Origin of the sequence: Burkholderia orbicola (assembly GCF_900100915.1) — a bacterium.
GTDB classification, from domain to species: domain Bacteria; phylum Pseudomonadota; class Gammaproteobacteria; order Burkholderiales; family Burkholderiaceae; genus Burkholderia; species Burkholderia orbicola.
Genome location: NZ_FNKW01000002.1, coordinates 265,560 through 289,942, shown reverse-complemented (window position 1 = coordinate 289,942; position 24,383 = coordinate 265,560). Strand labels below are relative to the sequence as shown.

27 protein-coding genes are annotated in these 24,383 nt (G+C 67.9%); 11 read left to right on the top strand and 16 right to left on the bottom strand.

Annotated features, from left to right (window positions below):
• Positions 1-11: 11 nt before the first annotated feature.
• Positions 12-689 (bottom strand): hypothetical protein, encoded by a 678-nt coding sequence (locus BLS50_RS18195; RefSeq protein ID WP_080486939.1) that lies wholly within the window; start codon positions 687-689, stop codon positions 12-14.
• A gap of 358 nt (positions 690-1,047) precedes the next feature.
• Here BLS50_RS18195 and BLS50_RS35980 point away from each other — a divergent pair, with 358 nt between their 5' ends.
• Entirely contained in the window at positions 1,048-1,269 is a 222-nt protein-coding gene (locus BLS50_RS35980; protein WP_176934254.1) for a hypothetical protein, read from the top strand.
• Here the strand turns inward: BLS50_RS35980 and BLS50_RS35975 are convergent.
• Positions 1,257-1,415: a hypothetical protein gene (locus tag BLS50_RS35975; RefSeq protein WP_176934229.1), complete on the bottom strand. Its 159-nt coding sequence runs from the start codon at positions 1,413-1,415 to the stop codon at positions 1,257-1,259. The genes BLS50_RS35980 and BLS50_RS35975 overlap by 13 nt on opposite strands.
• 107 nt (positions 1,416-1,522) lie before the next feature.
• On the opposite strand from BLS50_RS35975, the gene BLS50_RS18185 reads away from it, so the two are divergent.
• Positions 1,523-2,911: a DHA2 family efflux MFS transporter permease subunit gene (locus BLS50_RS18185; RefSeq protein WP_074803189.1), complete on the top strand. Its 1,389-nt coding sequence runs from the start codon at positions 1,523-1,525 to the stop codon at positions 2,909-2,911.
• A 9-nt stretch (positions 2,912-2,920) separates the two neighbouring features.
• On the opposite strand, the gene BLS50_RS18180 is transcribed toward BLS50_RS18185, so the two are convergent.
• Positions 2,921-3,301: a DUF4377 domain-containing protein gene (locus BLS50_RS18180; protein WP_011547632.1), complete on the bottom strand. Its 381-nt coding sequence runs from the start codon at positions 3,299-3,301 to the stop codon at positions 2,921-2,923.
• 295 nt (positions 3,302-3,596) lie between these two features.
• Here BLS50_RS18180 and BLS50_RS18175 point away from each other — a divergent pair, with 295 nt between their 5' ends.
• On the top strand, positions 3,597-4,793 hold the full coding sequence (locus tag BLS50_RS18175; RefSeq protein WP_074806490.1) for a tyrosine-type recombinase/integrase: 1,197 nt from the start codon (positions 3,597-3,599) through the stop codon (positions 4,791-4,793).
• Positions 4,794-4,913: 120 nt separating this feature from the next.
• Here the strand turns inward: BLS50_RS18175 and BLS50_RS18170 are convergent, their stop codons facing one another.
• The 7 genes from BLS50_RS18170 to BLS50_RS18140 form a co-directional block, all read right to left on the bottom strand.
• Positions 4,914-5,132 (bottom strand): YXWGXW repeat-containing protein, encoded by a 219-nt coding sequence (locus tag BLS50_RS18170; RefSeq protein WP_011547630.1) that lies wholly within the window; start codon positions 5,130-5,132, stop codon positions 4,914-4,916.
• 58 nt (positions 5,133-5,190) lie between these two features.
• On the bottom strand, positions 5,191-6,348 hold the full coding sequence (locus BLS50_RS18165; protein ID WP_074803186.1) for a DUF1501 domain-containing protein: 1,158 nt from the start codon (positions 6,346-6,348) through the stop codon (positions 5,191-5,193).
• 2 nt (positions 6,349-6,350) lie between these two features.
• Positions 6,351-7,745, bottom strand: a complete 1,395-nt coding sequence (locus tag BLS50_RS18160; RefSeq protein ID WP_074803183.1) for a DUF1800 domain-containing protein — start codon at positions 7,743-7,745, stop codon at positions 6,351-6,353.
• Between the two features lie 228 nt (positions 7,746-7,973).
• Entirely contained in the window at positions 7,974-8,477 is a 504-nt protein-coding gene (locus BLS50_RS18155) for a periplasmic heavy metal sensor (protein WP_011547627.1), read from the bottom strand.
• Positions 8,474-8,893 (bottom strand): hypothetical protein, encoded by a 420-nt coding sequence (locus BLS50_RS18150; protein WP_011547626.1) that lies wholly within the window; start codon positions 8,891-8,893, stop codon positions 8,474-8,476. The genes BLS50_RS18155 and BLS50_RS18150 overlap by 4 nt, the downstream gene beginning before the upstream one ends.
• Positions 8,890-9,684: an RNA polymerase sigma factor gene (locus tag BLS50_RS18145; protein ID WP_074803180.1), complete on the bottom strand. Its 795-nt coding sequence runs from the start codon at positions 9,682-9,684 to the stop codon at positions 8,890-8,892. Before BLS50_RS18145 ends, BLS50_RS18150 begins: the two co-directional genes overlap by 4 nt.
• A 226-nt stretch (positions 9,685-9,910) precedes the next feature.
• Entirely contained in the window at positions 9,911-10,210 is a 300-nt protein-coding gene (locus BLS50_RS18140; RefSeq protein WP_023477095.1) for a YXWGXW repeat-containing protein, read from the bottom strand.
• Positions 10,211-10,530: 320 nt separating this feature from the next.
• On the opposite strand from BLS50_RS18140, the gene BLS50_RS18135 reads away from it, so the two are divergent.
• Positions 10,531-12,216, top strand: a complete 1,686-nt coding sequence (locus tag BLS50_RS18135; protein ID WP_074803176.1) for a purple acid phosphatase family protein — start codon at positions 10,531-10,533, stop codon at positions 12,214-12,216.
• A gap of 64 nt (positions 12,217-12,280) precedes the next feature.
• Here the strand turns inward: BLS50_RS18135 and BLS50_RS18130 are convergent, their stop codons facing one another.
• Complete coding sequence (locus tag BLS50_RS18130) at positions 12,281-12,955, bottom strand: C39 family peptidase (RefSeq protein WP_218133159.1); 675 nt, start codon at positions 12,953-12,955, stop codon at positions 12,281-12,283.
• Between the two features lie 139 nt (positions 12,956-13,094).
• Between BLS50_RS18130 and BLS50_RS36555 the strand changes: the two genes are divergently transcribed.
• Positions 13,095-13,253 carry a hypothetical protein gene (locus BLS50_RS36555; protein WP_154585745.1) on the top strand — a complete coding sequence of 53 codons (159 nt, stop codon included), beginning with the start codon at positions 13,095-13,097 and terminating at the stop codon, positions 13,251-13,253.
• A 234-nt stretch (positions 13,254-13,487) separates the two neighbouring features.
• Positions 13,488-14,432 carry an aromatic amino acid DMT transporter YddG gene (gene yddG, locus BLS50_RS18125; protein ID WP_143028353.1) on the top strand — a complete coding sequence of 315 codons (945 nt, stop codon included), beginning with the start codon at positions 13,488-13,490 and terminating at the stop codon, positions 14,430-14,432.
• A 70-nt stretch (positions 14,433-14,502) separates the two neighbouring features.
• On the opposite strand, the gene BLS50_RS18120 is transcribed toward yddG, so the two are convergent.
• Positions 14,503-15,135, bottom strand: a complete 633-nt coding sequence (locus BLS50_RS18120; RefSeq protein WP_006478951.1) for a LysE family translocator — start codon at positions 15,133-15,135, stop codon at positions 14,503-14,505.
• Between the two features lie 118 nt (positions 15,136-15,253).
• Positions 15,254-16,150: a LysR family transcriptional regulator gene (locus BLS50_RS18115; RefSeq protein ID WP_074803169.1), complete on the bottom strand. Its 897-nt coding sequence runs from the start codon at positions 16,148-16,150 to the stop codon at positions 15,254-15,256.
• 25 nt (positions 16,151-16,175) lie between these two features.
• Here BLS50_RS18115 and BLS50_RS18110 point away from each other — a divergent pair, with 25 nt between their 5' ends.
• The 3 genes from BLS50_RS18110 (at position 16,176) to BLS50_RS18100 (ending at position 17,692) form a co-directional block, all read left to right on the top strand.
• A complete protein-coding gene (locus BLS50_RS18110; protein WP_412668063.1) occupies positions 16,176-16,412 on the top strand; it encodes a hypothetical protein in 237 nt (78 codons plus the stop codon).
• 430 nt (positions 16,413-16,842) lie between these two features.
• Entirely contained in the window at positions 16,843-17,100 is a 258-nt protein-coding gene (locus BLS50_RS18105; RefSeq protein ID WP_006478949.1) for a hypothetical protein, read from the top strand.
• 292 nt (positions 17,101-17,392) lie between these two features.
• Positions 17,393-17,692, top strand: a complete 300-nt coding sequence (locus BLS50_RS18100) for a DUF4148 domain-containing protein (protein ID WP_074803162.1) — start codon at positions 17,393-17,395, stop codon at positions 17,690-17,692.
• An 84-nt stretch (positions 17,693-17,776) separates the two neighbouring features.
• Here BLS50_RS18100 and BLS50_RS18095 read toward each other — a convergent pair whose 3' ends face one another.
• The 3 genes from BLS50_RS18095 to BLS50_RS18085 all read right to left on the bottom strand — a co-directional run bounded on the left by BLS50_RS18095 (position 17,777) and on the right by BLS50_RS18085 (position 21,588).
• Positions 17,777-19,549 (bottom strand): diguanylate cyclase domain-containing protein, encoded by a 1,773-nt coding sequence (locus tag BLS50_RS18095; protein ID WP_074803158.1) that lies wholly within the window; start codon positions 19,547-19,549, stop codon positions 17,777-17,779.
• Positions 19,546-20,676 (bottom strand): ABC transporter substrate-binding protein, encoded by a 1,131-nt coding sequence (locus BLS50_RS18090; protein ID WP_074803155.1) that lies wholly within the window; start codon positions 20,674-20,676, stop codon positions 19,546-19,548. The genes BLS50_RS18095 and BLS50_RS18090 overlap by 4 nt, the downstream gene beginning before the upstream one ends.
• A 189-nt stretch (positions 20,677-20,865) precedes the next feature.
• On the bottom strand, positions 20,866-21,588 hold the full coding sequence (locus tag BLS50_RS18085; protein WP_074803152.1) for a FadR/GntR family transcriptional regulator: 723 nt from the start codon (positions 21,586-21,588) through the stop codon (positions 20,866-20,868).
• Between the two features lie 269 nt (positions 21,589-21,857).
• Between BLS50_RS18085 and uxuA the strand changes: the two genes are divergently transcribed.
• Together uxuA and BLS50_RS18075 are read left to right on the top strand one after the other, a co-directional pair.
• On the top strand, positions 21,858-22,919 hold the full coding sequence (gene uxuA / locus BLS50_RS18080; RefSeq protein WP_176934250.1) for a mannonate dehydratase: 1,062 nt from the start codon (positions 21,858-21,860) through the stop codon (positions 22,917-22,919).
• A gap of 72 nt (positions 22,920-22,991) precedes the next feature.
• Positions 22,992-24,302, top strand: a complete 1,311-nt coding sequence (locus BLS50_RS18075; RefSeq protein WP_011547615.1) for an MFS transporter — start codon at positions 22,992-22,994, stop codon at positions 24,300-24,302.
• The last annotated feature ends 81 nt before the right edge of the window (positions 24,303-24,383 follow it).

Here is a 24,383-nt window from a genome sequence, read left to right as displayed (position 1 = left end):
CGGTTCAAGGCTCAGAAGCGATACGAGATGCCGATCTGCAGGACCGGATACCACCGATAGCGCGACATCATTTGCCGCAGCGAATCGAGCCCGCTCGCGACCAGCACCTGGCTCTTCGCCGGTCCGGCCGCCGCGGCAAGTTCCGGCGACAGCGTGTACGAACATTTCGGTATCCCGTATGCGACGCCGATATCGGCGACGAACCCGAGCCCTTTCGACGCCGGTCGATGCCCGTAACCGATTCCGACATACGGCATCACGGTCGGATAGCGCGCTTGCGCGACCGCGTACATACCCGGCAGCGCCGGATAGCGCTTGCCGCCGAACACGTAGGTTCCGTTGGTCGGCACCGACACGCCGTGAAGTTCGTCGTCGTTGAAGCGCAGCCCCAGCGTCGCGCGGAAGCCGCTGCCTCGCCACGGGAAGATGTCGGCATAGATGCCGCCCTGGCGCAACTTCAGGTCGTCCTGATAGCGGTTGCCGGCCACCGTGAAGTCATGCGTCAGATTGATCGCGTTGAAATCCGCGTGCGCGCCCAGCATCGAATTGAAGCTCACGGCCGCTCCGATGCCGACGCCCTGCGTGCCGCCCTGCAGGTAGATTTCCTGCGCGTGCGCGCTCGCGGCGAACACCACCGCGACCGCTGCCCATTGATTCACTATCGTTTTCACGGGCGCCTCCCCCGACATGTGCCGGGCGCGACGCGACGTACATGCGACCTTCGTCGCGATGCGCGATGCGAACCCCGGCACGACACCTTGCAAGCACGCTTGCTGTTCGACGGACCGGGGACGCGTTGCGCCGTGCGCATGACCGATACGACATGCGCTGCGCATGCACCGTGGCACACGGCGCGCGCGACCCGATCCGATTCCCCGTTTGTTTCGATGTCGTTACATGCCGCGGAGGCGCGGATCGTTCTGGCGAAATCCGTCTGCGCCGGCGGCATCGGGTGAACCGCAAAGCGCGTGCCATGCGGCGCTGACCGAGGCGGAAAAAGCGCCATCCGTCGGGACGGGTCGTGGCGGGAATCGCAATTGACGGGAAATGTTTCAGGAACGTATCCGTATTCGGCGCGCGACGCCGAAACACGCGATCGTCGGCATCGGGCGTCGATCGCACCATGCAGGCGGAAAGAGGCTGGACGGCCGTCAGCGCACGCCGGTCGCCGTTGCGATCAAGCGTGCGCCGATGGATACGTTGAAAAAGCGTTGCAAAAGTGCGACCTCGTACCGGTCGCACGCGACGCCGATGCGCTATCCCGCGTAACGAGACAGGGTGAATACCGATGCGTGCGCAAGCATCTTGTCGGGGGCACGCACGCCCACCCGCGCAGCCGGTCCGATTAGCGGATGCGCGGCGAACAGCCGCTCGATCTCTGTCGTGGGGCGGTTGAAACCACCGACGATGAACATGTCCTCGATGCGCTCCGTGATACCCCTTCCCGATGACCACCGGAATCGGTACCATCGAGCGCTCGAAGTCCGGCACGCGCCGGGCTTTTCGCACCACCCATTTCGCCATGTCCCGGGAACCCACACATTCCGTGCTGCTCTGGATCGTCGCCGCTGCGTTCTTCATGCAGTCGCTCGATACGACGATCGTCAACACCGCGCTGCCTTCCATCGCCCAAAGCCTGCATGCGTCGCCGCTCGCGATGCAGCCCGTCGTGGTCGTCTACACGCTGACGATGGCGATGCTCACGCCGGCCTCCGGCTGGCTCGCCGACCGGTTCGGCACGCGCCGCGTGTTCTCGGTCGCGATCCTCGTGTTCGTGCTCGCGTCGATCGGCTGCGCGGCGTCGCATACGCTCGGCCAGCTCGTCGTCGCACGCGCCGTGCAGGGTATCGGCGGCTCGATGCTGCTGCCGATCGGGCGGCTCGCCGTGCTGCGCCGCGTGCCGGGCGAACAGTACGTCGCGGCGATCGCGTTCGTGTCGATCGCCGGCCAGCTCGGCCCGATCGTCGGGCCGACGCTCGGCGGCTGGCTCACCCAGGCGATCTCGTGGCACTGGGTGTTCATCGTCAACGTGCCGGTCGGCGTAGTCGGCTTCATCGCCGTGCAGCGCTACCTGCCGCACGACCAGGCGACGCAACCGCCGCCGTTCGACTTCGTCGGCTGCGCGTTGCTTTCGGCCGCGATGATCGCGCTGTCGCTCGCGATCGACCCGCCGATGTCCACGCACCGCGCCGCGTGGTCGGCCGCGCTCGCCGGGCTCGGCCTGGCGAGCGCGCTCGCGTACCTGCCCCATGCGCGGCGACGCACGCAGCCGCTGTTCCGGCTCGGGTTGTTCCGCGAGCCGAACTTCGGCTCGGGGCTGCTCGGCAACCTGCTGTGCCGGATCGGCACGAGCTCGGTGCCGTTCATGCTGCCGCTGCTGATGCAGGTGCAGCTCGGCTATACGCCGCTGCAATCGGGGTTGATGATGCTGCCGGCCGCGATCGCGGGCGTCATCGCGAAACGGTGGATCGCGCCGCTCGTGAAGCGCTTCGGCTATGCGGCGTTTCTGGTCGTGAATACGGGAATCGTCGGCTGCGCGATCGCGGGGTTCGCGCTGGTGTCGGCGCGGCCCGCGCCGGTGCTGGAAGGTGTGCTGCTGATCGTGTTCGGCGCGGCGAATTCGATGCAGTTCGCGGCGATGAACGGCGTGACGCTCAAGGGGCTGTCGCATGCCGACGCCGGCAGCGGCAACAGCCTGTTCACGATGATGCAGATGCTGGCGATGGGGCTGGGCGTCTCGATCGGCGGCGGGCTCGTCAACCTGTTCGCCGCCTATCGGGGCTCGATGGCGCACGGGTTCATGCTGTCGTTCGCGTGCATGGGCGTGGTGACGCTGCTGTCGTCCGTCGTGTTCCGGCGGATCGATACGGCCGCGCCGCCGGTCAAGGCGACGGCGCGGCCTTCCGCGTGATCGCGCCCGTCAGTTCACCTGCCGGCGCTCGACGACGCGCTTGAGCACCCAGCGGATCGACGAACCGTCGGCCGGCGGCTGCGCGACGCGGTACTCGTCGACTTCGAGCGTGTACAGGTAGCCGGGCTGGTACGCAAACCCTTCGATGCCCGCATACCACAGGCTCCACGGCTCGCCCGGGCTGCTGCGTACCTGCAGGCACTCCATCGGCGCGACGCCCGTGCAGCGCGCGGACTGCGGCGCGACGTAGACGGTTTTGGTCACGGGCTTGCCGTCGGCCGGACGCGTGGCATTCGGCGCGGTGGCCGCCGCATCGGTCTGGCATCCGGCGACGAGCATGCTGCCGGCAATGACGGCCGCGCCGAGCAGCGTTCTGGAGTGACGAATCATCTGTTGTTCCTCTGGGAGCGTTGGAGGGCCGATTAGACGAACTGCCCGGCGAGAAAGTTCACAAACACCTTACAGGATGCGTTCGACCACTCTCACTCAAGTGATGTCGCGAGCGAGCCGATACGTTAGCGTGTTCCAGTTCCGCCGCGCGCTTCGTCATCGGCCAGCCGATCGCCATCGACGGCGGCATCACCATGTGGCGATCGTGTACCATCGGCGCTTCCCGTTACGCTTCGACGCACTGCCTTCGTTCGCCGGCCACGCCCGCGCGGTTCGCGCAGCACATTTCCTTCGCATGACCTCATCCGCCTCGTCCGACACCGCGCTGCGCCCGCTGCCGATCGATACGCTCGTCGTGCCGGCCGCGCTCGACGGACGTACGGGCACCAACCGCTCGGGCAGTGCGCATCCGCAGATCGCCGCGACCAACGACCTCGACGCGGTGCGCGCGTGGCTCGCGCGCTTCGTCGATACGCCGACCACGTTCCAGAACTACCGCAAGGAAGCCGAGCGCCTGCTGCTCTGGGCCGTGATCGCGTGCGGCAAGCCGCTGTCGTCGCTCACGCACGAGGATCTCGTCGTCTACCGGCAATTCCTGCTCGCGCCCACGCCGGCCGAGCTGTGGTGCGCGAACGGCGGCCGCAAGCATCCGCGCGACGATCCGCGCTGGCGACCGTTCTACGGGCCGCTGTCGGCAGCCAGCCAGCGGCAGGCGCTGGTGATCCTGAACGTGATGTTCTCGTGGCTCGTACAGGCCGGCTATCTGGCCGGCAACCCGCTCGCGTTGTCGCGACAGCGGCAGCGCCGGCCCGCGCCGCGCGTCACGCGCCATCTCGGGCAGCCGTTGTGGCAATCGGTGAAGGACGCGATCGCCGCGATGCCGCGCGACGATGCGCGCGCGTGCTTCCATGCTGATCGCGCGCGCTGGCTCTTCACGCTGCTGTATCTCGGCGGGCTGCGCATCACCGAGGCGGCCGATACGACGATGGGGCAATTCTTCTGCCGGCGCGATGCGAACGGGCACGAACGCTGGTGGCTCGACGTGACGGGCAAAGGCGGCCGGCAGCGGCTCGTGCCGGCCACCGACGAGATGATGGCCGAGCTGGCGCGCTACCGGCGCACGCACGGCCTGCCCGCGCTACCGCTCGACGGCGAGCCGACGCCGCTCGTGCTGCCGTTCGGTCAGGCGCGCAAGCCGCTCACGCGCGCAGCGCTGCACCGCATCGTGAAGCAGGTGTTCCGGCACGCGGCCGGCCGGCTGCGCGCGAACGGCGAAACCGGCGAGCAGGCGGCGCGCGTGCTCGAACAGGCGTCCGCGCACTGGCTGCGCCACAGCGCGGGCTCGCACATGGCCGACGGCCGCGTCGACCTGCGGCTCGTGCGCGACAACCTCGGCCATGTATCGCTCACGACGACGAGTCAGTATCTTCATGCGGACGATGACTGGCGCCATCGCGAGACGGAGGAGAAGCACCGGATCGGGTGGGACTAGGCTGCGTTGCGCCGCTCAGCGTGCGAGGTAGAGGCCGCCGTTGCTGCGGCATTTAGCACGGTCGCTTGCCACCGGCAGGTTGATTTAGCCGCATAGCAGCACGTCGGTACGCTTGCCGTGTCAGTACACGCCAACCCAGTGCCCCGGCACCCACGCCCAGTGATTGCCGGCCCACCGGTAATGCCCCTTCGCCCAGCGATAGCCGGGAGCGGGCGGTGGCGGCGCCACCTCGACGACGGGCGCCGGCTGCGGCGGCCGCACGGGCTCGACCACGCAGGCGGACATCAGCACGGCACTCGCGCTCACCAATACGGCGAGCGAAACGGATCGGATCTTCATTGTCGATTCTCCCTGTTGTGTAATGAGTTGAGCGGGCCGAGCGCGGGCTTGCGCCGCATCACGCGACCCCATGAATCAGACCGCTCATCGGCCGCGCCGGGCCGCTTTCCTCGAACAATGCGGACGCGGTGCGGCGCGGATCGAGCCGCAGGCTGTCGGCGGCCGCGCCCGCGATCAGCGCGTCGAGCGATGCGGTCGGCTTCAAGTCGCGCCCTTCGTACAGATCGCCGGGGCGCAGCCCCGGCCAGTCGGCGATCACGCGCCCGCCCGAGACCGCGCCGCCCGCCAGCATCGCGACCGATGCCTGCCCGTGATCGGTGCCGCCCGTGCCGTTCACCGCGGCCGTGCGGCCGAACTCGGTCGCGACCAGCACCGTGGTCTGCTGCCACGCGGGCCCGAGGCCGTCGCGCAGCGCGGCGAGCATCGTGTCGAGCGCCTTCAACTGATTCGCGAGCCGCGCGTTCTGCGCGCTATGGGTATCCCAGCCGCCCGTCTCGATCATCGCGATCCGCGGGCCGTCGTCACGCGCGAGAAACGTCGCGGCGAGCTTGCCGACGCCGGCCGGGTCCTGCCGTGCATGCGCATCGCCGGCGAGACCGCGTGCTTCTATCGCGGATTGCCACAACGGGCCGAGCTGCGCGTCGGCTTCGTAGAGCGCCGACACGCGCGTGAGCAGATCGTCCGGCGCGGCGGGCAAGCCGGACGGCGCATACGACGCGGCCTGCACCGTGCCGCGCAGCGCGAGCGGCACGGTCGGCGCGAATGCGATCGCGTTGTCGCGCGTCGCCGGCAGCAGCGCGGCGAGCCGGTTCAGCCAGCCGTCCTTCACCTGGTACGGCGCACGGCCGCCCGTTTCGAGCACGTTCTGGCCGTCGAAATGCGAGCGGTCGCGATACGGCGACGCGATCGCATGGACGAACAGCGCCTGACCGTCGCGGTACAGCTGCGCGGTCTGCGCGAGCGACGGATGCAGCGCGAACGTGCCGTCGAGCCGCGTTGCCGCCGCCGTGTCGATCGCGAGCGGGCCACGCAGCGACGCATACGCGGGCTCCGCATACGGGACGACGATGTTCAGGCCGTCGGCCGCGCCGCGCTGGATCACGAACACGAAGCGCCGGTCGGTCTCGACGTTCGCGAATACGATGCGCGGCGCGACGAGGATCGCGCCCGCGCCGGCGGCGGTGACGCTGAGGAATTGTCGGCGGGACAGTGCCATGATCATCTCCGTTGGAAATCGGGCGAGACAAGCAGCAGCGCGAGCGACGTCGTCGCGCTTTCGGCGCGCGCGAGCGCGGTCGCGGTCGGCGCGCTCAGCGAACCGGCGAGCAGCGTGTTGCCGAGCGTGCGCGGGTCGAGCCGGTCGCCCGTGCGCGCGGCCAGACGCTGCGCAATCTCGACGCGGCGTACGAGCGCGTCGGGCGCCGCCCAGCTCGCGGCGACGTCGTCATAGCCGGCCGGCGAGCCCGGCCGCCACACCGGCTGGCCGAGCTGCGCGAGCAGCGGCGCGGCCTTGAGATCACCTGTGTCCCGCCAGCCGAGCCCGCGCAGCGACGATACGGCCCACTCCCACGGTGTCTTGAACTTGCGGTCGACCGGCGACCACGCGTCCGGCGCGTCGACGAGCGCGCGATAGACGGTCGGCAGATCGCCACCGCTCGTGTCGAATGCGCGCGCGAGCCGGTCGGTCAGCGCGGGCGGCGGGTTGTCGGCGACGAAATGACGGGCGAGCTGAAACGCGATGTGCCGGCCCGTCGCCTCCGATCGCGCGAGGTCGTGCAGGATTGCGTGCGCCTGCGCTTCGCCCGGTTGATCGTAGGTGCGGCCCATTACCGTGCGCGTGCCGGGTTCGTGCAGGTTCGGGCGGAACACGAATGCGCCGGGTGCCGCATCGCCCGGTTGCGGCCCGCGCCCGCCGGCGATGCTCCAGCCAGTCAATGCGCGGGCGAATTCCGTCACGTCGGCTTGCGTGTAGCCGGTGCGCACGCCGAGCGTATGCAGTTCCGTGATTTCGCGCGCGAGGTTCTCGTTGAGCCCGCGCTTCGCCGCCGGATTGCGTGCCTGCGCACGCAGCGCGGCCGGACTGTCGGGGCCGACCGAGCGCGCCTGGTCGAGGAACACCTGCATCGCGGGATGCTGCTCGACGGCGACGAGCATGTCCTCGAAACGGCCGAGCACGTGCGGGCGGATCGCGTCGCGTTCGAATGCGCCCGCGTACGCAGCCACCTGCCCCTTGTCGACCGATACCGCGAAATGGTTCGCCCAGAAATGCACGAGACGTTCGACGAACGGCGCGGGCGTGGTCAGTGCGCTGTTCATGCGCGCGGCGACGGCGCTGCGATACGCGTCGTAGCCGTCGCGCCGGATCGATTGCTCGGTCGCGCGCTTCGCGGCCGGGTCGTCGCCCTTCATCGCGTTGCGTGCATCGGCAAAGCGCGTGGCGAGCGTGATTGCGTCCGGTTCGCCGGCCCATGCGGCGGGTCGTGCGTCGTAACGGTCGAATTGCGCGACGAGTGCCGCTTTCGGATCGGCGGGCGGGACTTCGTCGGCGCGTGCGCCGAGACCGAAGCGGTTCAGCGCGATCGCGGCCGGCGTGGCGTCGTTCGGGTGGTCCATGACGGGCTCTCTTGCGGTGCGTACTCACGTTCAACGCAAGCACATCGGGAAATCCGTCGCGGGAAAGGAAAATATTCTTTTTGATCGCGGGAACGCCGGGCGGAAGGTTCTCGCCGCGCGGCGGCAGGCATCGTCAATGGAGAACGACCGCGCGATTCACCGGAACCGGCACACGCATGACGCGCGAGCGACATGCGGATCGCATGCCGCCCGCGTGGTTTAGTCGGCTTACTCGCTCGCCGATGCGTCCGGCTTCTTCTGCAGCTTCGGCGGCAAACGCCAGTTGCCGCTGCGCTGCAACCCGTCGACGAACTTCGCGCGCTCGTCGGGTGTCAGCGTCGCCGCGAAATCGACGACGCTGCGCTCGACCTGTGCCCGCATCGCGGTGTCGGCCGCGCGCGTGCGGTCGAGCGCCGCATCGATCGCCGCGCGATCGAGTTGCGGCGCGGCGAGCAGGTCGAGCACGGTGATCCGGCCGTCGCGCCCTTCCCGCGCGAAATCGCGGCCGCTCTTGCGCGCCGCCTTCAACGCGGCGGCGAACTCGCGCTGCCGCGCATCGGGCAATTCGTCGGCGGCGAAACGCAACGCGGTGCGCGATGCGGGCGTGCCCGCCGCATGCAGGTCGCGGTGAGTCGAGAACCACTGATACGCGCCGCCGCCGATCGCGCCGAGCATGAACACATTCAACACGACCGAGCCGACGAGAATGAATTTCCAGCTGCGTTCGCTCATTCGTCGGCTCCGTCGATGCTCGGGCCGCCGAAGGTCGTCGTCAGGTAGCCCGGTTCGTGTTGCGCGATCGGCGCGCTGCCGAGCATCAGCATCGACACGGCGACCGCACCGGCAAGCGCGCCGGCCAGCCCGACGCCCGCGAACGCGGCGCCCGACCACCACACTCTGCCGCGGCTTCGCGCGCGTTGCGGCGCGGGCGCCGTGGCGACGATACGTTCGACCAGCGCCGGCGCGGGCGGCGCGACCGTGTCCTGCATCAGCCACGCATCGAGTTCGGCCGCCTCGTCGAGTGCTTCCAATGCGTCGCGCGGATGTGCTTGCGCCCACGCTTCGGCCGCCGCGCGCTCGGCTTGCGGCCAGCGCCGCGCGTCCGAGCCGTACGCGGCGACGATGGTACGGAATCGTTCGGGTGTCATCGCTTGTCCTCGCTAGGTGGGTCGCCGGCCAGTTGCGCGCGCAGGTTGCGCCGCGCACGGGCGAGCAGGCTTTCCAGCGCATCGACGGTGATGCCCATCAGGTTGGCCGCTTCCACGTTCGACATTTCCTGATAGTACTGGAGCACCAGCGCTTCCCGCTGCCTCGGCGGCAATGCGGCCAGCGCCTGTCGCACGCGTGCGTCGCGCGAACGCAGTTCCGCATGCGCGGCCGGCTCCGGCTGCGTATCCGGCACGTCGGGCAGCGTTTCGACGAGCTCCTCGCGGCGGCCGCGCAACCGGTCGTAGCACAGGTTCAGCACGACGCGATGCAACCACGTGTCGAAGCGGGCTTCGCCTTCGCGCCAGCGCGGCGCCTGGTTCCAGATTCGCAAGAACGTCTCCTGCGCGACGTCCTCGGCTTCGTTCCGGTCGCCGAGCATGCGCGTCGCCAATGCGAGCAGCCGCGGCAGCTTGCGCGCGACGAGCACGCGCACCGCCGATGCATCGCGCGCGCCGACGCGCGCGACGAGTTCCGCGTCCGGATCGCGGTCGCCGCGATCGTTCAACGCCGCCTGCTCCGTCGCGCGGCGCGCGGGCGCCGCCTTCTCACGGCAGGTATCCCCACCGCCCGGCTGAAGCTCATCGTCGTGCTCTCCTTGCATGCGTCGGGCCATCGCCGGACGGCGCCATGCCGGCAGTTCCGACGGTTCGGCATCGCCGCGTGCGTCGCGCCCGGCATCGCACACGGTGTCGGCCGTGTCGGTTTCATCGACATCCGGTCCGCGCCGCATGTCGACCCTGTCTGCCGGCCGCGCGACCGTCGGCCGGCGCGCTCAATATACGACGACCGGCGCGGGCCGGTAATACACCGGACGGGCCGGCACCACGACGCAGCCGGCCAGCACGATGGCTGCGGCCGCCAGTATCACGATGGTTCGAAAGGGCATCGCTTCGACTCATGATGTTGCGTGAAAAATCCGCTGCGCCGGCCTCGCGTGCCGCGCGGCGGCGTGCACGTCAGGCCCAGTGGCCCGGAACCCAGCGCCAGGCCGGGCCGCGCGCGTCCCAATGCCCGGGCACCCAGTGGTAACCGACGCGCACGACCTGCCAGTGGCCCGGAATCCATACGTAACGGCCTTGCCGCCAGTGCCAGTGCCCCTGATCCCATACGTAACCCGCACGGGCCGCCGGCATCACTTCGACGCGCGGCGGCGGCGGTGCATAAGGCGCGACGATCACGGCCTGCGCGAATACGGCGGACGTCGCGAGCGCAGCCATGCCTGCGGCGGCCCATCGCAATGGAACAGAAAGTTTCATGAAAGACTCCGAAATAACTGGCATCGACCGGTGGCGGTCATTCATGCATTAAACGGAGCAGGCAGAAGAAATCCGTCGCGATATCGGCGAATAAATTTCGGGGGCCGCCGCGGCGTCGATGCCGACTGGCGGCGCGCGACGCGCGATCGTACGTATCGGCCGCCACGCATGCGGGGTTGCGGTACTGTCACAACGCGGCAAAACTGCCCTTCGACAATGCAGGCGACCGGGATCCCGCTCGTTTCCGGCCCACGCCCCGGCCGTGCTTGCGCATGGCCCCGCGGTTCCCCCTCGCGCCCCATCAAACGAACACACCGACCATGTCGAACCAGGACACTTTCCCTGACCAGCCGAACGAGCCGGCCGCCTCCGTGTCGCGTCGCGGCTTCCTGAAACTCGCCGGCGTCTCCGGCCTCGCCACCGCTGCCGGCGGGCTCGCGGCCGCCCGCGCCGCCGCGTCGAATCCGGACGGCACGCCCGAGCAGGTTCACCTGACGTGGGGCAACGACCCGACGTCCGAAGTCGTGATCTCGTGGGCGTCGCTCGCCCCGGCCGTCAATCCGCGCGCGCGCATCGTCGCCGACGGCGAGCCGGCGCGCACCTTGCACGGCGTCCAGCGCCTGTACACCGACGGCCTGAACGGCGAGACCGTGTTCGCGTACCACGCCCGCGTGCACGGGCTGAAACCTGATACGCGCTACCGCTACGAGATCACGGCCGACAACGACAGCAACGCCGCGCAGCCGTTCTCCGCGAATTTCTCGACCGCCCCACGCGGCCGGGCGCCGTTCCGTTTCACGAGCTACGGCGATCTCGCGACGCCGAACGGCGCGTGGGTGCTGTCGTCGCCGCAGAGCCGCTTCGCGGTGCAGGCCGTCGAGCAGTTCCAGCCGCTGTTCCACCTGCTGAACGGCGACCTCTGCTATGCGAACCTGAACCCGGCGCACCAGCCCGAGGTGTGGCGCGATTTCGGCAACAACAACCAGACGTCGGCCGCGAACCGCCCGTGGATGCCGTGCCCCGGCAATCACGAGATCGAATTCAACAACGGTCCGCAGGGGCTCGACTCGTACCTCGCACGCTATACGCTGCCGGAGAACGGCACGCACTTCCCGGGCCGCTGGTACAGCTTCCGCGTAAGCTCCGTGCTGTTCGTGTCGCTCGACGCCGACGACGTCGTGTACCAGGATGCCGCCGCGTTCGTCGGCGGCCCGGCGCCGCTCGTGCCGGCCGCGAGCACCGGCCGCCCGCCGATCGAGCCCGGCACGTCGTTCTACGTGCGCGGCTACAGCAACGGCGAGCAGACGCGCTGGCTCGAACGCACCCTGCGTCATGCCGCGCATGACGACGACATCGACTGGATCGTCGTGCAGATGCATCAGGACGCGCTCAGTTCGTCGAAAACGGGCAACGGCTCCGACAAGGGCATTCGCGAAGCGTGGCTGCCGCTGTTCGACCGTTACGGCGTCGACCTCGTGCTGTGCGGCCACGATCACGACTACGAGCGCAGCTACCCGGTCCGCGGCTGCAATCACCGCGCGGGCGTCGATGCGAAGACCGGCGAAGTGGTCGAGACGCTGCAGCCGCGCCCGGTCGGCTCGAACGACCCGGACCGCACGAAGTTCGACACGAGCCACGGCACGATCCACCTGATCCTCGGTGGCGGCGGCACCAGCGCGCCGCTCGACGTGTACGGCGAAAACCCGTCGACCGGCTTTGCGCAGGCGAAGGTGTTCACGAAGCCGAACCGGCCGGTGCCGGGCACCGCGCCGAACACGTTCGTGCGTCAGCCGGCCGATGCGCTCGAGGACGCGATCTGGTCCGCGCGCCGCGATACGGGCACCGGCTACGGGATCGCGGTGTTCGACCACGACCCGGGCAAGCCGGGCGGCCACACGACGATCACGATGCGCTACTACCACGCGCCGGGCGCCGACCAGCATCCGACCGCGCAGTACGAGCTGTTCGAGACGATCGAGTTGAGCAAGAAGCGGCGCGAGCGGTGATTGGGCGGGCGCCCTGCAGCGGGCGCCTGCCGCTTCGATCACCCGGCTCGTTGCGCATGCAACGTTACGGGGCGATCAGGATGCCGCGGTTCGCGAAGTACCGGTCGAACGTCGCACGCGGCATCGCCACGTTTTGCTGCGTGCGCACGTCGAACCCGGACGGGTTGTGGAACAGCCAGTCGCCCGTGTTGCGGTTCGCACCGAACACAAGGACCAGATGCCCACCGCGCGACGGCGGCTCGAAGCCGTCGTGCCGGATACCCGGGTGCACAGACGCCATCAGCATGTGCCCGTCATGCAGCTTCGGTTCGAGCTCAGCCGAATCGATGCCCTCCACGACATCGCCGGCGATACCGTATCGCTCGCCCACCCAGCGTACGAACGGGCGGTAGTGCAAACGCTTGCCGGTGTCGCCGAGCTCCGGCCGGTAGACGCCGAACCCGATGGCTTCGCGGACCAGTTCGAGCAACGGCACGATCCTGTTCGAACGGTGCGCGAGCAGCATCTTCAGGCACGCGATGCCGCAGATGTTCGGACTCCACTGCGCATACTCTTCCGGGCTGCTGGCGCCCGATCGATGCCACAACGGGTCATCTTCCGAGCGCAGTTCCCTGGACACGAACCGGGAAACCAGGTGCCTGGATTCCCACTGCGAGAAATACGGCACTTCCTTCATGGCGTCATTCTCCAAGGCGCACGTCGTCGTCGGCGGCGGCGGTGACGTACGGCGCGTCGGCATGCGCGATGACTGCAAATGATGCGGAAAATAGGCACATTGGACGATACAAGGCGGCCTCTCGCTCGGTGGTTTGATGAAGTTCGATGCCTGCGACAACAGCCTCGCGACTATACCCGGTCGCCGGTCGACATGATCGAGCGTGTTCCCCGCTCCGTATCCGCCGAACCCGCACCGGCACGTGAGCCCTGACCGCACGTTCCTCGAGCACTCGGCCGACTCCAACCTGAAGCGCATCGTGCTAGAGTGCGGCGGCAAGAATCCGGCAGTCGCGCAGTACATCGTCAACGGCGCGCTCTGAAACGCGGGCGATAACCCCTCGGCGTCGGCCGGCTGAGCGTCCATGCGGACGCCAAGGACGACTTGCTGCAGCGTATCGGCATGCACATACGCGAACGGAGATCACCCTCTCGGTCCCGAGCACCGTATCGATACGATGGTCAGCAAGGTCCCCTTCGAGAAAGCGTGCTCGTACCTCGTGCAGCCGAGCCGAATCATCCGAAATCAAACTGGCATATTGAAACAGGCAGCAAGCATGAAACGCAAGAACAAGGCAACGCTCGTCGGGCTCGGCGCGGTGCTGTTATGGGCGTCGGTGGTCGCGCTCGTGCGCGGCGTCAGCGAAAGCCTCGGCGCGACCGGCGGCGCGGCGATGATCTATACGGTAGCGTCCGTGCTGCTGCTGTTCTCGATCGGCTTCCCCGACCTGAGCCGCTTCCCGAAAAACTATTTGCTCTGGGGCGGGCTGCTGTTCGTGTCGTACGAGCTGTGCCTGGCGCTGTCGATCGGCTATGCAAGCAACGGTCGGCAAGCGATCGAAGTCGCGATGGTCAACTATCTGTGGCCGAGCCTTACGCTGATCGCCGCCATCGTATTCAACCGGCAGCGCGCAAACCTGCTGGTCGTGCCGGGCGTCCTGCTGTCGATGCTCGGCATCTGCTGGGTGCTCGGCGGCGACCAGGGGCTCGATCCCGCCGGCATGCTGCGCAACGTCGCGGACAATCCGCTGAGCTACGGCCTGGCATTGTTCGGCGCGCTGATCTGGGCCGCCTATTGCACGGTGACCGCGCGCATCGCCAACGGCAAGAACGGCGTCACGCCGTTCTTCATGCTGGTCGCCGCGGTGCTCTGGATCAAGTTCGCGATCGAAGGCGGCGGCGGCATGACGTTCAGTTTTCGCGCGATCGTGTATCTCGTGCTGGCGGCGTCGGCACTCGGCTTCGGCTACGCAGCCTGGAACACCGGCATCATGCACGGCAACGTGACGGTCATCGTCGGCGCATCGTACTTCACGCCGGTGCTCGCCGCCGCCCTCGCCGCCACGCTGCTGCATGCGCCGCTGTCGATCGAATTCTGGCAAGGCGCATCGATGGTGTGCGGCGGCTCGATCCTGTGCTGGCTCGCGACGCGCAGCCGGCGTCGTGACGAGGCCGCGCCCGTGCCGATCGGTAAGGCAACCGAAGGTAACTGCCACGGATAACGATGCCCGGCGCCGTCGACGGAAGGCCCGAACGCAGCGGTCGGCCATGCCCCGAACCGCGGCCGGCGGGCTACCTCTGCGATTCCAGCGCGATCCGCACGGCCAGCCCGGCCAGCACCGTCCCCATCAACCAGCGCTGAACCGCCGCCCACAGCGGCCGCCCCGCGAGAAAGCCCGCGATCGAACCGGCCGCGCAGGCGATCAGCGCGTTGACGCTGACGCTCACCGCGATCTGCACGCAGCCGAGCGCCAGCGATTGCGCGAGCACGCTGCCGTGCCCCGGCACGATGAACTGCGGCAGCAACGACAGATACATCACCGCGATCTTCGGGTTCGCGAGGTTCGTGACGAAGCCCATCGTGAACAGCCTGACGCGGCTGTCGTGCGGCAACTGCCGGACCTGGAACGCGGAGCGCCCGCCCGGCTTCAGCGCCTGCCACGCCAGGTACGCCAGATACAGCGCGCCGGCAAAGCGCAGCGCATCGTATGCGTACGGCACGGTCATCACCAGCGCGGTGATGCCCACTGCCGCACACACCATGTAGAACACGAATCCCAGTGCGACGCCGCCGAGCGATATCAGCCCGGCGCGGCGGCCCTGGCAGATCGAGCGCGAAACCAGATAAATCATGTTCGGTCCAGGCGTCAGCACCATGCCGAGCGACACGAGTCCGAACGCAAACAGGGTGGGCAAGGCCGGCACGGAACACTCCTTCAGGGCAACGACAACGATGTCCGAACAATATATTGCATCGCGATCATCGTCGGCATGAATAAACTGCAAGCGCCCCATGAGCGTCGTGCATCGTGCCTACCGGTTGCTACCGGCCTTTTTTCGCGCGCGTCCGGGTCGTCTTTCCCGCCTTCGCACGTTGCGCATCGACGAGCCGCACGAACTCGTCGGTGACCGCATTGCCCGCGGTGTTCCACGCCAGTCGCACGGAGCGATGCAGCCGCGGCGACAGTTCCAGCACACGGCCGCCGAACGGCGTGTACGTAAGCGTGATGCGCGGCACGATCGACACGCCCATGCCAGCCTCCGCCATCGACAGGATGGTGCGCATCTCGACGACGTTGAATGCCGCGCGAAGCGGCACGCCGCCGCGCGCGAAGTAATCCGTAATCACCGGCCCGCATCCCGCCTTCGAGAAGATGAACGGCGCCGCGGCCAACTGCCTGGCCGACACGCTCTTGCGACCGACGAACATGTCGTCGGCCGCTACCGCGACGAAATCCTCATCGAGTAGCGGCAGGTTGTGCGCGAACGTCTTCGTGCCGGCGACCACACCGACGTCGGCCGTCCCGTCGTCGATCCACCCTTCGACTTCGCTGTCCGTGCCTTCGAGCAGCACCGCCGACACGCCCTGGTGCATCTCCTTCAACGCCTCGAGCGCGGGAACGACGAACGCCAGCGACACGCTCGGCAGCGACGCGACCACCAGCCTCCCTTCAAGCTTGCCGCGCGACAGGCTGAACTGCTGGCGCAGCATCTGCGCTTCCCGCACCACGCTCTGGACATACGGCCACAGGCGTTCGCCGGCAGCCGTCAGGACGACCGGCTGCCGGTCGCGCCAGAGCAGCTTGACCTGCGTGAGGTCTTCCAGCTCCGTGAGCGCATGGCTGATCGCGGATTGACTGCGGCTGAGCCGGTCTGCCGCGGCCGTGAGCGAGCCGAGTTCGACCACGGCGGCCAGGGCCTGCAACTGCGCAAGCGTCATCAAGTTTCCTTGTTCGGGGGTATGTATGCCACGCATGAAGCGGCTAATCGACTTGAATTATATTGAACTGCCGGCGAATGCCGGCATGGGGCTGATTCGCCCGCTGCAGGACAAGATATCGCCCAGGATGGTCGCTCTGCAGTTCGTGCTCATCGCAGCGTCGCGGATGATCTGGAAGTCGGACGCATTTCGGCACGGCGGATCGTCTGCCGCCTGCACGGGCATGCACGCAATCAAGCCGTCGATCGCGCATGCGTTCTGAAAGCTGCAACGCGTAGTATTCGCAGACCCGGCGTATCGTTCCGACCCGCTCCGACCGACAGCGCGGACGATATGCGACCGGCTTTGCTGCGCGTACGCTGATACCGACGTCGGCGTTGCCACGTTTTCAGAGGCACGAAATGGAAACCTATGTGTTGCTGGGCTGCGGATTGGGCCTCGGCTTGTTGATCGCGATCTGGGGCATCTGGTCGCTCCGATGACGCGCACCGGGCCCCGTCCGCGCGCAAGGATTCCGTATGGAGACGGACGGGAAACCGTAGTGTCGGTAAACGGTTCCATTCGACTTGATTCGCAGTCCGATTCAGCCTGACATCGCCCGCCCCTGAACGGTCGGTCGCCGCTGCCGCCCGGCACGCGACATGTCCGGCACCGCGCCTCCTCCATTCCCGAAGACGCGTTAGACTATTCGGATGGAACAATGCCGTTATTGCCAGAGAATCCGCGATGAATGGGATTGCCACGGCGACGAATGCCGCCGGGCAATCGCCAAGGCACTGCGCCGCCAGCGTGCGGGCCTGCCGATGGTGCCCGATCGCATCCGCAACGAGTTACCGTCCGGCGCGCCGACCCAGCAGGTGATCGCGGTCCTGTCGCGCCAGCGTCTGCGCGCGCGTCGCGGCAACGAGGAACGCCGCGAGCGCAAGGAAATTGACGACGACGGGGTCTGATCCAGCCACCCTGCCATCTCGCGGTCGATCCGGTGCACGATGTTCAGCGGTCCTTCCCGCAGGGCATGGCCCGTGCGCGCCTCCCCTTCTGTTCACGCCTCCCCGCTGTCCCTTGCAATCCCGGCAACACCGCATGGGGACGGAAGACGTTTGTCTTGAAATTATTACCTGGAGAGCAACGATCTTTCACTCAAACTCACGTTTACCCTAGATCACGCGACGCCTACGATGTAATCAACCGCTTACGACATGGTGTCGAACGCGGAAAGCCAAATAAACATCGGAGGTCATCATGAAATCGCTCGTTTCCGCAGTCGCCGCCGCCGTCGCCCTGTCCGCCTCGTTCGGCGCATTCGCCCAAAGCACCGTGACCCGCGCCCAGGTGCGCAATGAATTGGTCCAGCTCGAAAACGCCGGCTACAAGCCCAGCCAGTCGAGCCCGCATTACCCCGCCGACATCCAGGCTGCGCAAGCCCGCGTGCACGGCATCGACAACAGCGGCTCCGGCTCGCAACCGGCCGCGACCGTCGAGAGCGGCGCACCGGTCGTGCGGGCCCAGAGCCCGCGCGACTCGGTCTACTTCGGCCACTAAGCCCGCCGCTGCACGCCCCGCGCGTGCGGCCCGCGGATGCAACGAGCCCGTCCCGCGACGGGCTCGTTGCGTTTCGGCCCGCCGTCAGCGCCTGCCGCCCGAGGCGACGCGACCGGTCTCGTCCGGCGCGCCGCCGCGGACCAGATCCTGATAGCGCACGCACACGCACTGCGCGGACGCCTTCGCCGCGTACATCGCCGCATCGGCCTTGACGAGCAACTCCTCGGCCGACGCGCCATCCGCCGGAAACTCGCTGACGCCGATGCTCGCGCCGACGGCCATGCGCCCTTCGTCGAACTCGAGCTCCTCGGCCATCACGATCTGGATGCGCGATGCGACATCGCCGATCACCGCGGGTGAACTCACGTCTGAAATCAGCACGATGAATTCGTCGCCGCCGAGCCGTGCCGCCATGTCGCCGCTGCGCAGCACCTGGCTTAGCCGCTTCGCGACCGCGACGAGCGTACGGTCGCCCGCCGAGTGTCCGTGCTGGTCATTGATCTGCTTGAAGCGGTCGAGATCCACGAACATCACCGCCAACCCTTCGCGCACCGCGGCCGCATGCCGGATCGCGGCCTCGAGATGCTCCATGAACAGCAGGCGGTTCGGCAGGCCGGTCAGCGGGTCGTGACCGGCGAGGTGCGTCAGCTCCAGCTGCTTCGCGCGCAGCATCGCCATCTGCGTGCGGATCTCCACGCGCATGCTGTCGAAACAGCGGGCGAGCACGCCGATCTCGTCGGCCCGCGCGACCGGCAGCCGTTCGGTGGCCGGGTCGTCGAATACGTGTGTCGCGGCGCGCGCGAGGGCCTGCAACGGCCGCGTGATCGCACGGGCGAACAGGATCGCGAGAATCACCGCCAGCACGCTCGATACGAGCACCATCCTGACGATCCGTCCGCCCAGCATGCCGGCCGGCGCGAGCACGTCGGCCAGCGGGCGCGCCATCCCGAGCACGACGAAGCGGTTGCCCTCGTCCTGCCCGAACGGCGTGCGCACGAATGCGAACATCTGGCCCGGTGCTTCGTCGGGCTGCGCGAGTCCATTGAGCGTCACGTTCGTGCGCGCGCTGTCGAACAGCGCGCGCGTGACGGCAAAGCGGTCCTGCATCAGCACGCGCCGGCCGCGATCGAAGCCGAACGTCTGCGCCGGATCGGGATGCACGAGAAAATCGCCCCACTCGTTCGCGAGATAGACCGCATAGTCGTCCGGAAGATCGCGTTCGAGCCGCTCGAACACGCGCGACAGCTCGACGTCGACGACGAGCGCGCCGACCGTCTGGCCGGACGCGTCGACCACCGGCGTGCCCACGCGCAGGATCGGCAGCCCTTCCGCCGCATGCGATCCCGTCTCGTGATTGATCACGATCGGCGACAGATAGATATGGCCGGGCGCCGTCGCGAGCGTATCGAATACATAGGAGAACTGCCCTTTCTCCTGGAACGCGCTTTCGGGCAGCACGACGATGCCGCGCGCATCGCGATCGAGGCGAATGCGTTCGATCCCGAAATGCCCGCTCGCGATCAGGCGAACCTGCAGGTATTCCGCATGATTGCGCATGAAGCTGTAGTACACCTGCTCGAGCCGCATGCGTCGTGTGTTGTCCGGGTTGTCGTCGCCCGCGACGGACGCGGACGACGGCAACTGCGCGAGCACGAGCGCATCGTCGGCCACGTCGGCAAGCGCGGTGGTGAAGCGCTGCCCGAGCAATTGCGTCGACATCAGCAGGCTGTGCTGCGCTTCCTGCACGAGCATCGCGCGGTTGGCGCGATACGCGTAGTAGCCGGTCGTGCCGGCCGCGATCACGCCGATGCACGCGAACAGCACCGACAGCTTCGACGTGAGGCCGAGCCGGATCATTTTCCGAATCGCTCCGGCCGGTCGCCCGACACGATGCGGCTCCACAGCGATTCGCGGCGCGCGATGTCCTCCACGGGCTGAAGCCACACGAGATGCTGGTGCCCGGTATCCAGGCCGCGCGGCGGCTCGAGCGTGTTCGCGAGCCCCTGACGCTCGGTCAGCAGCGCGCCGATCGCCGGTTCGAGCATGTAGTTGATCCATGCGAATGCCAGCTCGGGACGGTGCGCGCCGCGCGTGACGGCCCAGCAGTCGAGCCACGCGAGCGCGCCTTCGTCCGGGATCACGTACCCGACGTCCGCGCCGGCGCGACGCAGCTGCTCGACCTGCTGCGTGCCGTAGTTGCCGAACATCAGCGCCGCGCGATGCTGGACGAACAGCGCGGTCGCTTCTTCGGGAAGCGTGTAGTACGTCAGCAGGTTGCGGCGCAGGTCGATCAGCTTGCGAGCCACGGCAAGCGTCTGCGCGGGCGACAGGCGGAACGGATCAGGATAGCCGAGCGCCAGCGCCGTGAACGAGAAGTTGTGCTGCGCGCTGTTGAAGTCGAGCACCTTGCCGCGATAGCGCGGATTCCACAGCTCGCGCATCGAGCGCGGCGCGGCCGGCACCTGCTTGCGGTCGTAGATCAGCCCCATCGACGAATACGTGAACGGGATCGCGTAGGACGCGCCGTCCTGCACGAGTCCGCCGATCGTCGCGAGTTGCTGGAAATTCGGCAATTGCCGCCGCCGGTTCGCGATGCGCGACAGGTCGATCGGCGCAAGCAAGTGTTCATGCGCATAGCGCTGGATCTCGGCCGTGTTCGCGGCCAGCACGTCGTACGGCGGCGGCGACGCGCTGTGCAACCGCGTCCACAGCGCTTCGTCGGAATCGACCAGCGTCACCTCGACACGTACATGAAACTGCGCCTCGAATGCGCTGACGATATCGCTGTCCGCATAACCGGGCCAGGCCAGCACGCGCAGCACGTTGTCGTTGACGGTTTCGGGAGAGGCCGTGAAGGCCGGCGGAACGGGCGCCAGTAAGCCAAGCGTCAAGATGACAAGCAGCGTGCGCACGGCGCCGCGGGCGCGCGCGCGTGCACCGATTCCCCTGATCAATCGCACCCCGCGTGAATCGCCCGGCTGCATTCGACTGTCCTTTTTCGAGTCGATGCGATATCCCGCAACGAGACCATAAAACGCAGGGTCACGCAATCGGAACAAGCCGCACGTCGCTCATATTCGCGGGCCTCACGGCTGAATGCGACCCATTACACGAGCCCGCTTCGGGCCGCGAACACACGAACACGCGAACACGCGGGGACGCGAATACGAACGTCAGCGCCAGGCCTGCGTGAATTCGGCGATCACGCGCGACAGGTGGGCGCGCATCGCGTCGCGCGCACCATCCGCGTCGCGCGCCATGATCGCCGCGAAGATCCGCTGGTGATCCTCCTGCGACGCCTCGCGCAGCGCGGGCGAGTGAAAGTGCTCCTCGATCTTGTCCCACAGCGGATCGGCGCGCGCGCAGTCCCACATCGCCGTGACCATGTGCAGCAGCACCGTGTTGCCGGTCGATTCCGCGATGCGCAGGTGGAACTGGCGATCGGCCGCGTCGTATGCGGCCTTGTCGTTCATCTGTTCGCGCATCGTCGTCAGCGCGAAAAACAGGCGGTCGAGATCGGCATCCTTGCGTTCGGTCGCCGCGAGCGCCGCGACTTCCGCCTCGATCAGCCCGCGCGCGCGCAGCGTCTCGATCGGCCCGGGGCCGCGCGGTACTTCGAACGTGACCGGCCGCGCGGCGTCGGCCGCCGACACGTAGATGCCCGAGCCGATCCGCACCTCGACGACCCCCTGCACCTCGAGCGCGATGATCGCCTCGCGCACTTGCGTACGGCTCACGCCGAACTGGTCGGCCAGACTGCGCTCCGACGGCAGCCGCGCGCCGGCTTCGAACGCGCCGGCGGCCACCATCGCGTGAATCTGCCGCGCAAGGCCGATATAGGAGCGGTCCGCGGCATCGGTGTCGCGGCTGGCGGGCAGGCTGGAAAGGTCGGTCATCGAAAGGCTCGCAACAGGCTGGCCGGCGCCGCTGCGGCGTCGGATCGACAAAATGGTACACCAATTTGGCTGCGCCGCCGGTTCGACCGATCGGCCAGTGTTGCCTGCCGCTTCCGGAAACGCCTCATGGCTCATCGTTTGCCCGATCAACTGGTAAACCACTATCCTGCACAACTGGTATACCAATCATAATCCGCACACCGACGACGGCCCGGCACGCCGCCGCCCCGCTCGTCCGACGCATGAACCGACAGCCAGGAGCCTTTCCAGTGAAGATGTCTTTCCGTTGGTACGGCGAGTCCGATCCGGTCTCGCTGCAATACATCCGCCAGATCCCCGGCGTCACGCATATCGTGTCCGCGATCTACGACGAACTCGTGGGCGAGGTCTGGCCCGCGCACAAGATCGACGCGCTGAAGGCGACGATCGAGCGCGCCGGCCTGCAGTTCGACGTCGTCGAATCGGTACCGGTGCACGAGGACATCAAGCTCGGCAAGCCAACCCGCGACCGCCTGATCGACCACTACCGGCAGACGATCCGCCATCTCGGCGCGGCCGGCATCCGCGTCGTCTGCTACAACTTCATGCCCGTGTTCGACTGGACCCGCACCGAGCTGTCGAAGACGCTCGACGACGGCTCGACCTGCCTCGCGTTCAGCACCGACGCGGTCGACCGGATCGATCCGAACGACGGCATCGCGCTGCCCGGCTGGGATTCGAGCTACCGGCCCGAACAGTTGCAGGCGCTGCTCGCCGACTACCGCGACGTCGACGAGAACGCGCTGTGGGCCAATCTCGAATACTTCCTGAAGGCGATCATTCCGGTCGCCGAGGAAGCCGGCGTGAAGATGGCGATCCATCCCGACGATCCGCCGCGCCCGATCTTCGGGCTGCCGCGCATCGTGAAGAACCGCGACGATCTCGCGCGGATCGTGCGCCTCGTCGACTCGCCCGCGAACGGGCTGACGCTGTGTTCGGGCTCGCTCGGTGCGGGCCCCGAGAACGACGTCGAAGCGCTCGTGCGCGAGTTCGGCGCGATGGGCCGCATCCATTTCGCGCACATCCGCAACGTGAAGGTCGACGCGAACGGCGATTTCGAGGAAACCGCGCATCTGTCGAGCTGCGGCTCGCTCGACATCGCCGCGATCGTGAAGGCGTACCACGACACGGGCTTCACCGGCTACGTGCGCCCCGACCACGGCCGCATGATCTGGGGCGAGACGGGCAAGCCCGGCTACGGCCTCTACGACCGCGCGCTCGGCGCCGTCTACCTGAACGGCCTGTGGGAAGCGCTGGCGAAGTTCGACCGCACCCCGCAAGCGTCGCGGTAATCCGCCCTTCGAGGCGGCCGGCGCAGCGGATCGCCGGTCGCCCGCCACGACATTCCGCGCGGAGACACCGCCATGCCACGCATTCGATGGGCCATGATCCTGATGTGCTTCCTGGCCAACGTCATCAACTTCATCGATCGCGCGAATCTCGCGATCGCGGCGCCCAGCATCCGTGCCGACCTCGGGCTCGACGCGGTCGGCATGGGGCTCGTGCTGAGCGCGTTCTTCTGGACCTATGCGTTCCTGCAATTACCGGCCGGCTGGTTCATCGACAAGGTCGGCGTACGCGTGAGCCTCGCGCTGGCCGTCGGCTGGTGGTCGGTGTTCACCGTCGCGACGGGCGCCGCGCGCGGCCTCGCGCAACTCGTCGGCGTGCGGCTGATGCTCGGCGTCGGCGAAGCGGCCGCGATCCCGTCGTTCGCGAAGGTCGCGTTCAACTGGTTTCCGCGCAGCGAGCGCGGCCTGGCCAGCAGCATCTTCGACAGCGGCTCGCGCGTCGGCTCCGCGCTGTCGCTGCCGCTCGTCGCGTGGCTGATCTCGCTCGTCGGCTGGCGCGGGTCGTTCGTGATCACGGGCGGCATCGGCATCGTCTGGGCGCTCGCGTGGTGGTTCGTCTATCGCGACCCGGAACGCTATCGCGCGATCGCGCCGGACGCCGTCGATGCGCTGCTCGCGCAACGCGGTGCACCGACGGTTGCGGCCGCAACCGACGGCCCGAAGGTGTCGTGGCTGGACCTGTTCCGCTATCGCACCGTGTGGGGGATGATGATCGGCCTGTTCTGCCTGAACTTCGCGATCTACTTCTTCATCACGTGGTTCCCGAGCTACCTGCTGCAGTCGCGCGGCTTCTCGCTCGCGTCGCTCGGCACGTGGGGCATGCTGCCCGCGCTGCTCGCAATTCCCGGCGGCTGGCTCGGCGGCTACGTGTCGGACAGCCTGTTCCGCCGGGGCTGGAGCGCCACCGCCGCGCGCAAGACCTGTCTCGTGCTCGGCATGCTGCTGTCGTCGTCGATCGCGCTGTCCGCGTTCGTCGAAAACGTGTGGGCCTGCCTCGGCCTGTTCGCGCTCGCGTATGCCAGCCTGTCGTTCGCCGGCGCCAACGTGTGGACGCTGGTCGGCGAAGTCGCGCCGACGCCCGCGCACGTCGCCTCGCTCGGCGGCATCCAGAACTTCGCGGGCAATCTCGCGGGCATCTTCATCACGACCTTCACCGGTGTGATGCTGTCGCTCACGAAAGGCTCGTTCGTGGTGCCGCTCGCGGTGGCCGGCGCGCTGTGCGTGGTCGGTGCGCTGTCGTACCTGTTCGTCGTCGGCAAGGTTGAACCGTTGCCGCCGCTGCGGCGCGGCAGCAGCGCACGGAATGTCGAGCCGAACGCGGCCTGACGCAGCGGGACGGCGCGACCGAAACGCCCACGCTTTCCTTTTCGGGCCACGCATCGGACAATGAGCCGCGCCCGCCGGGCG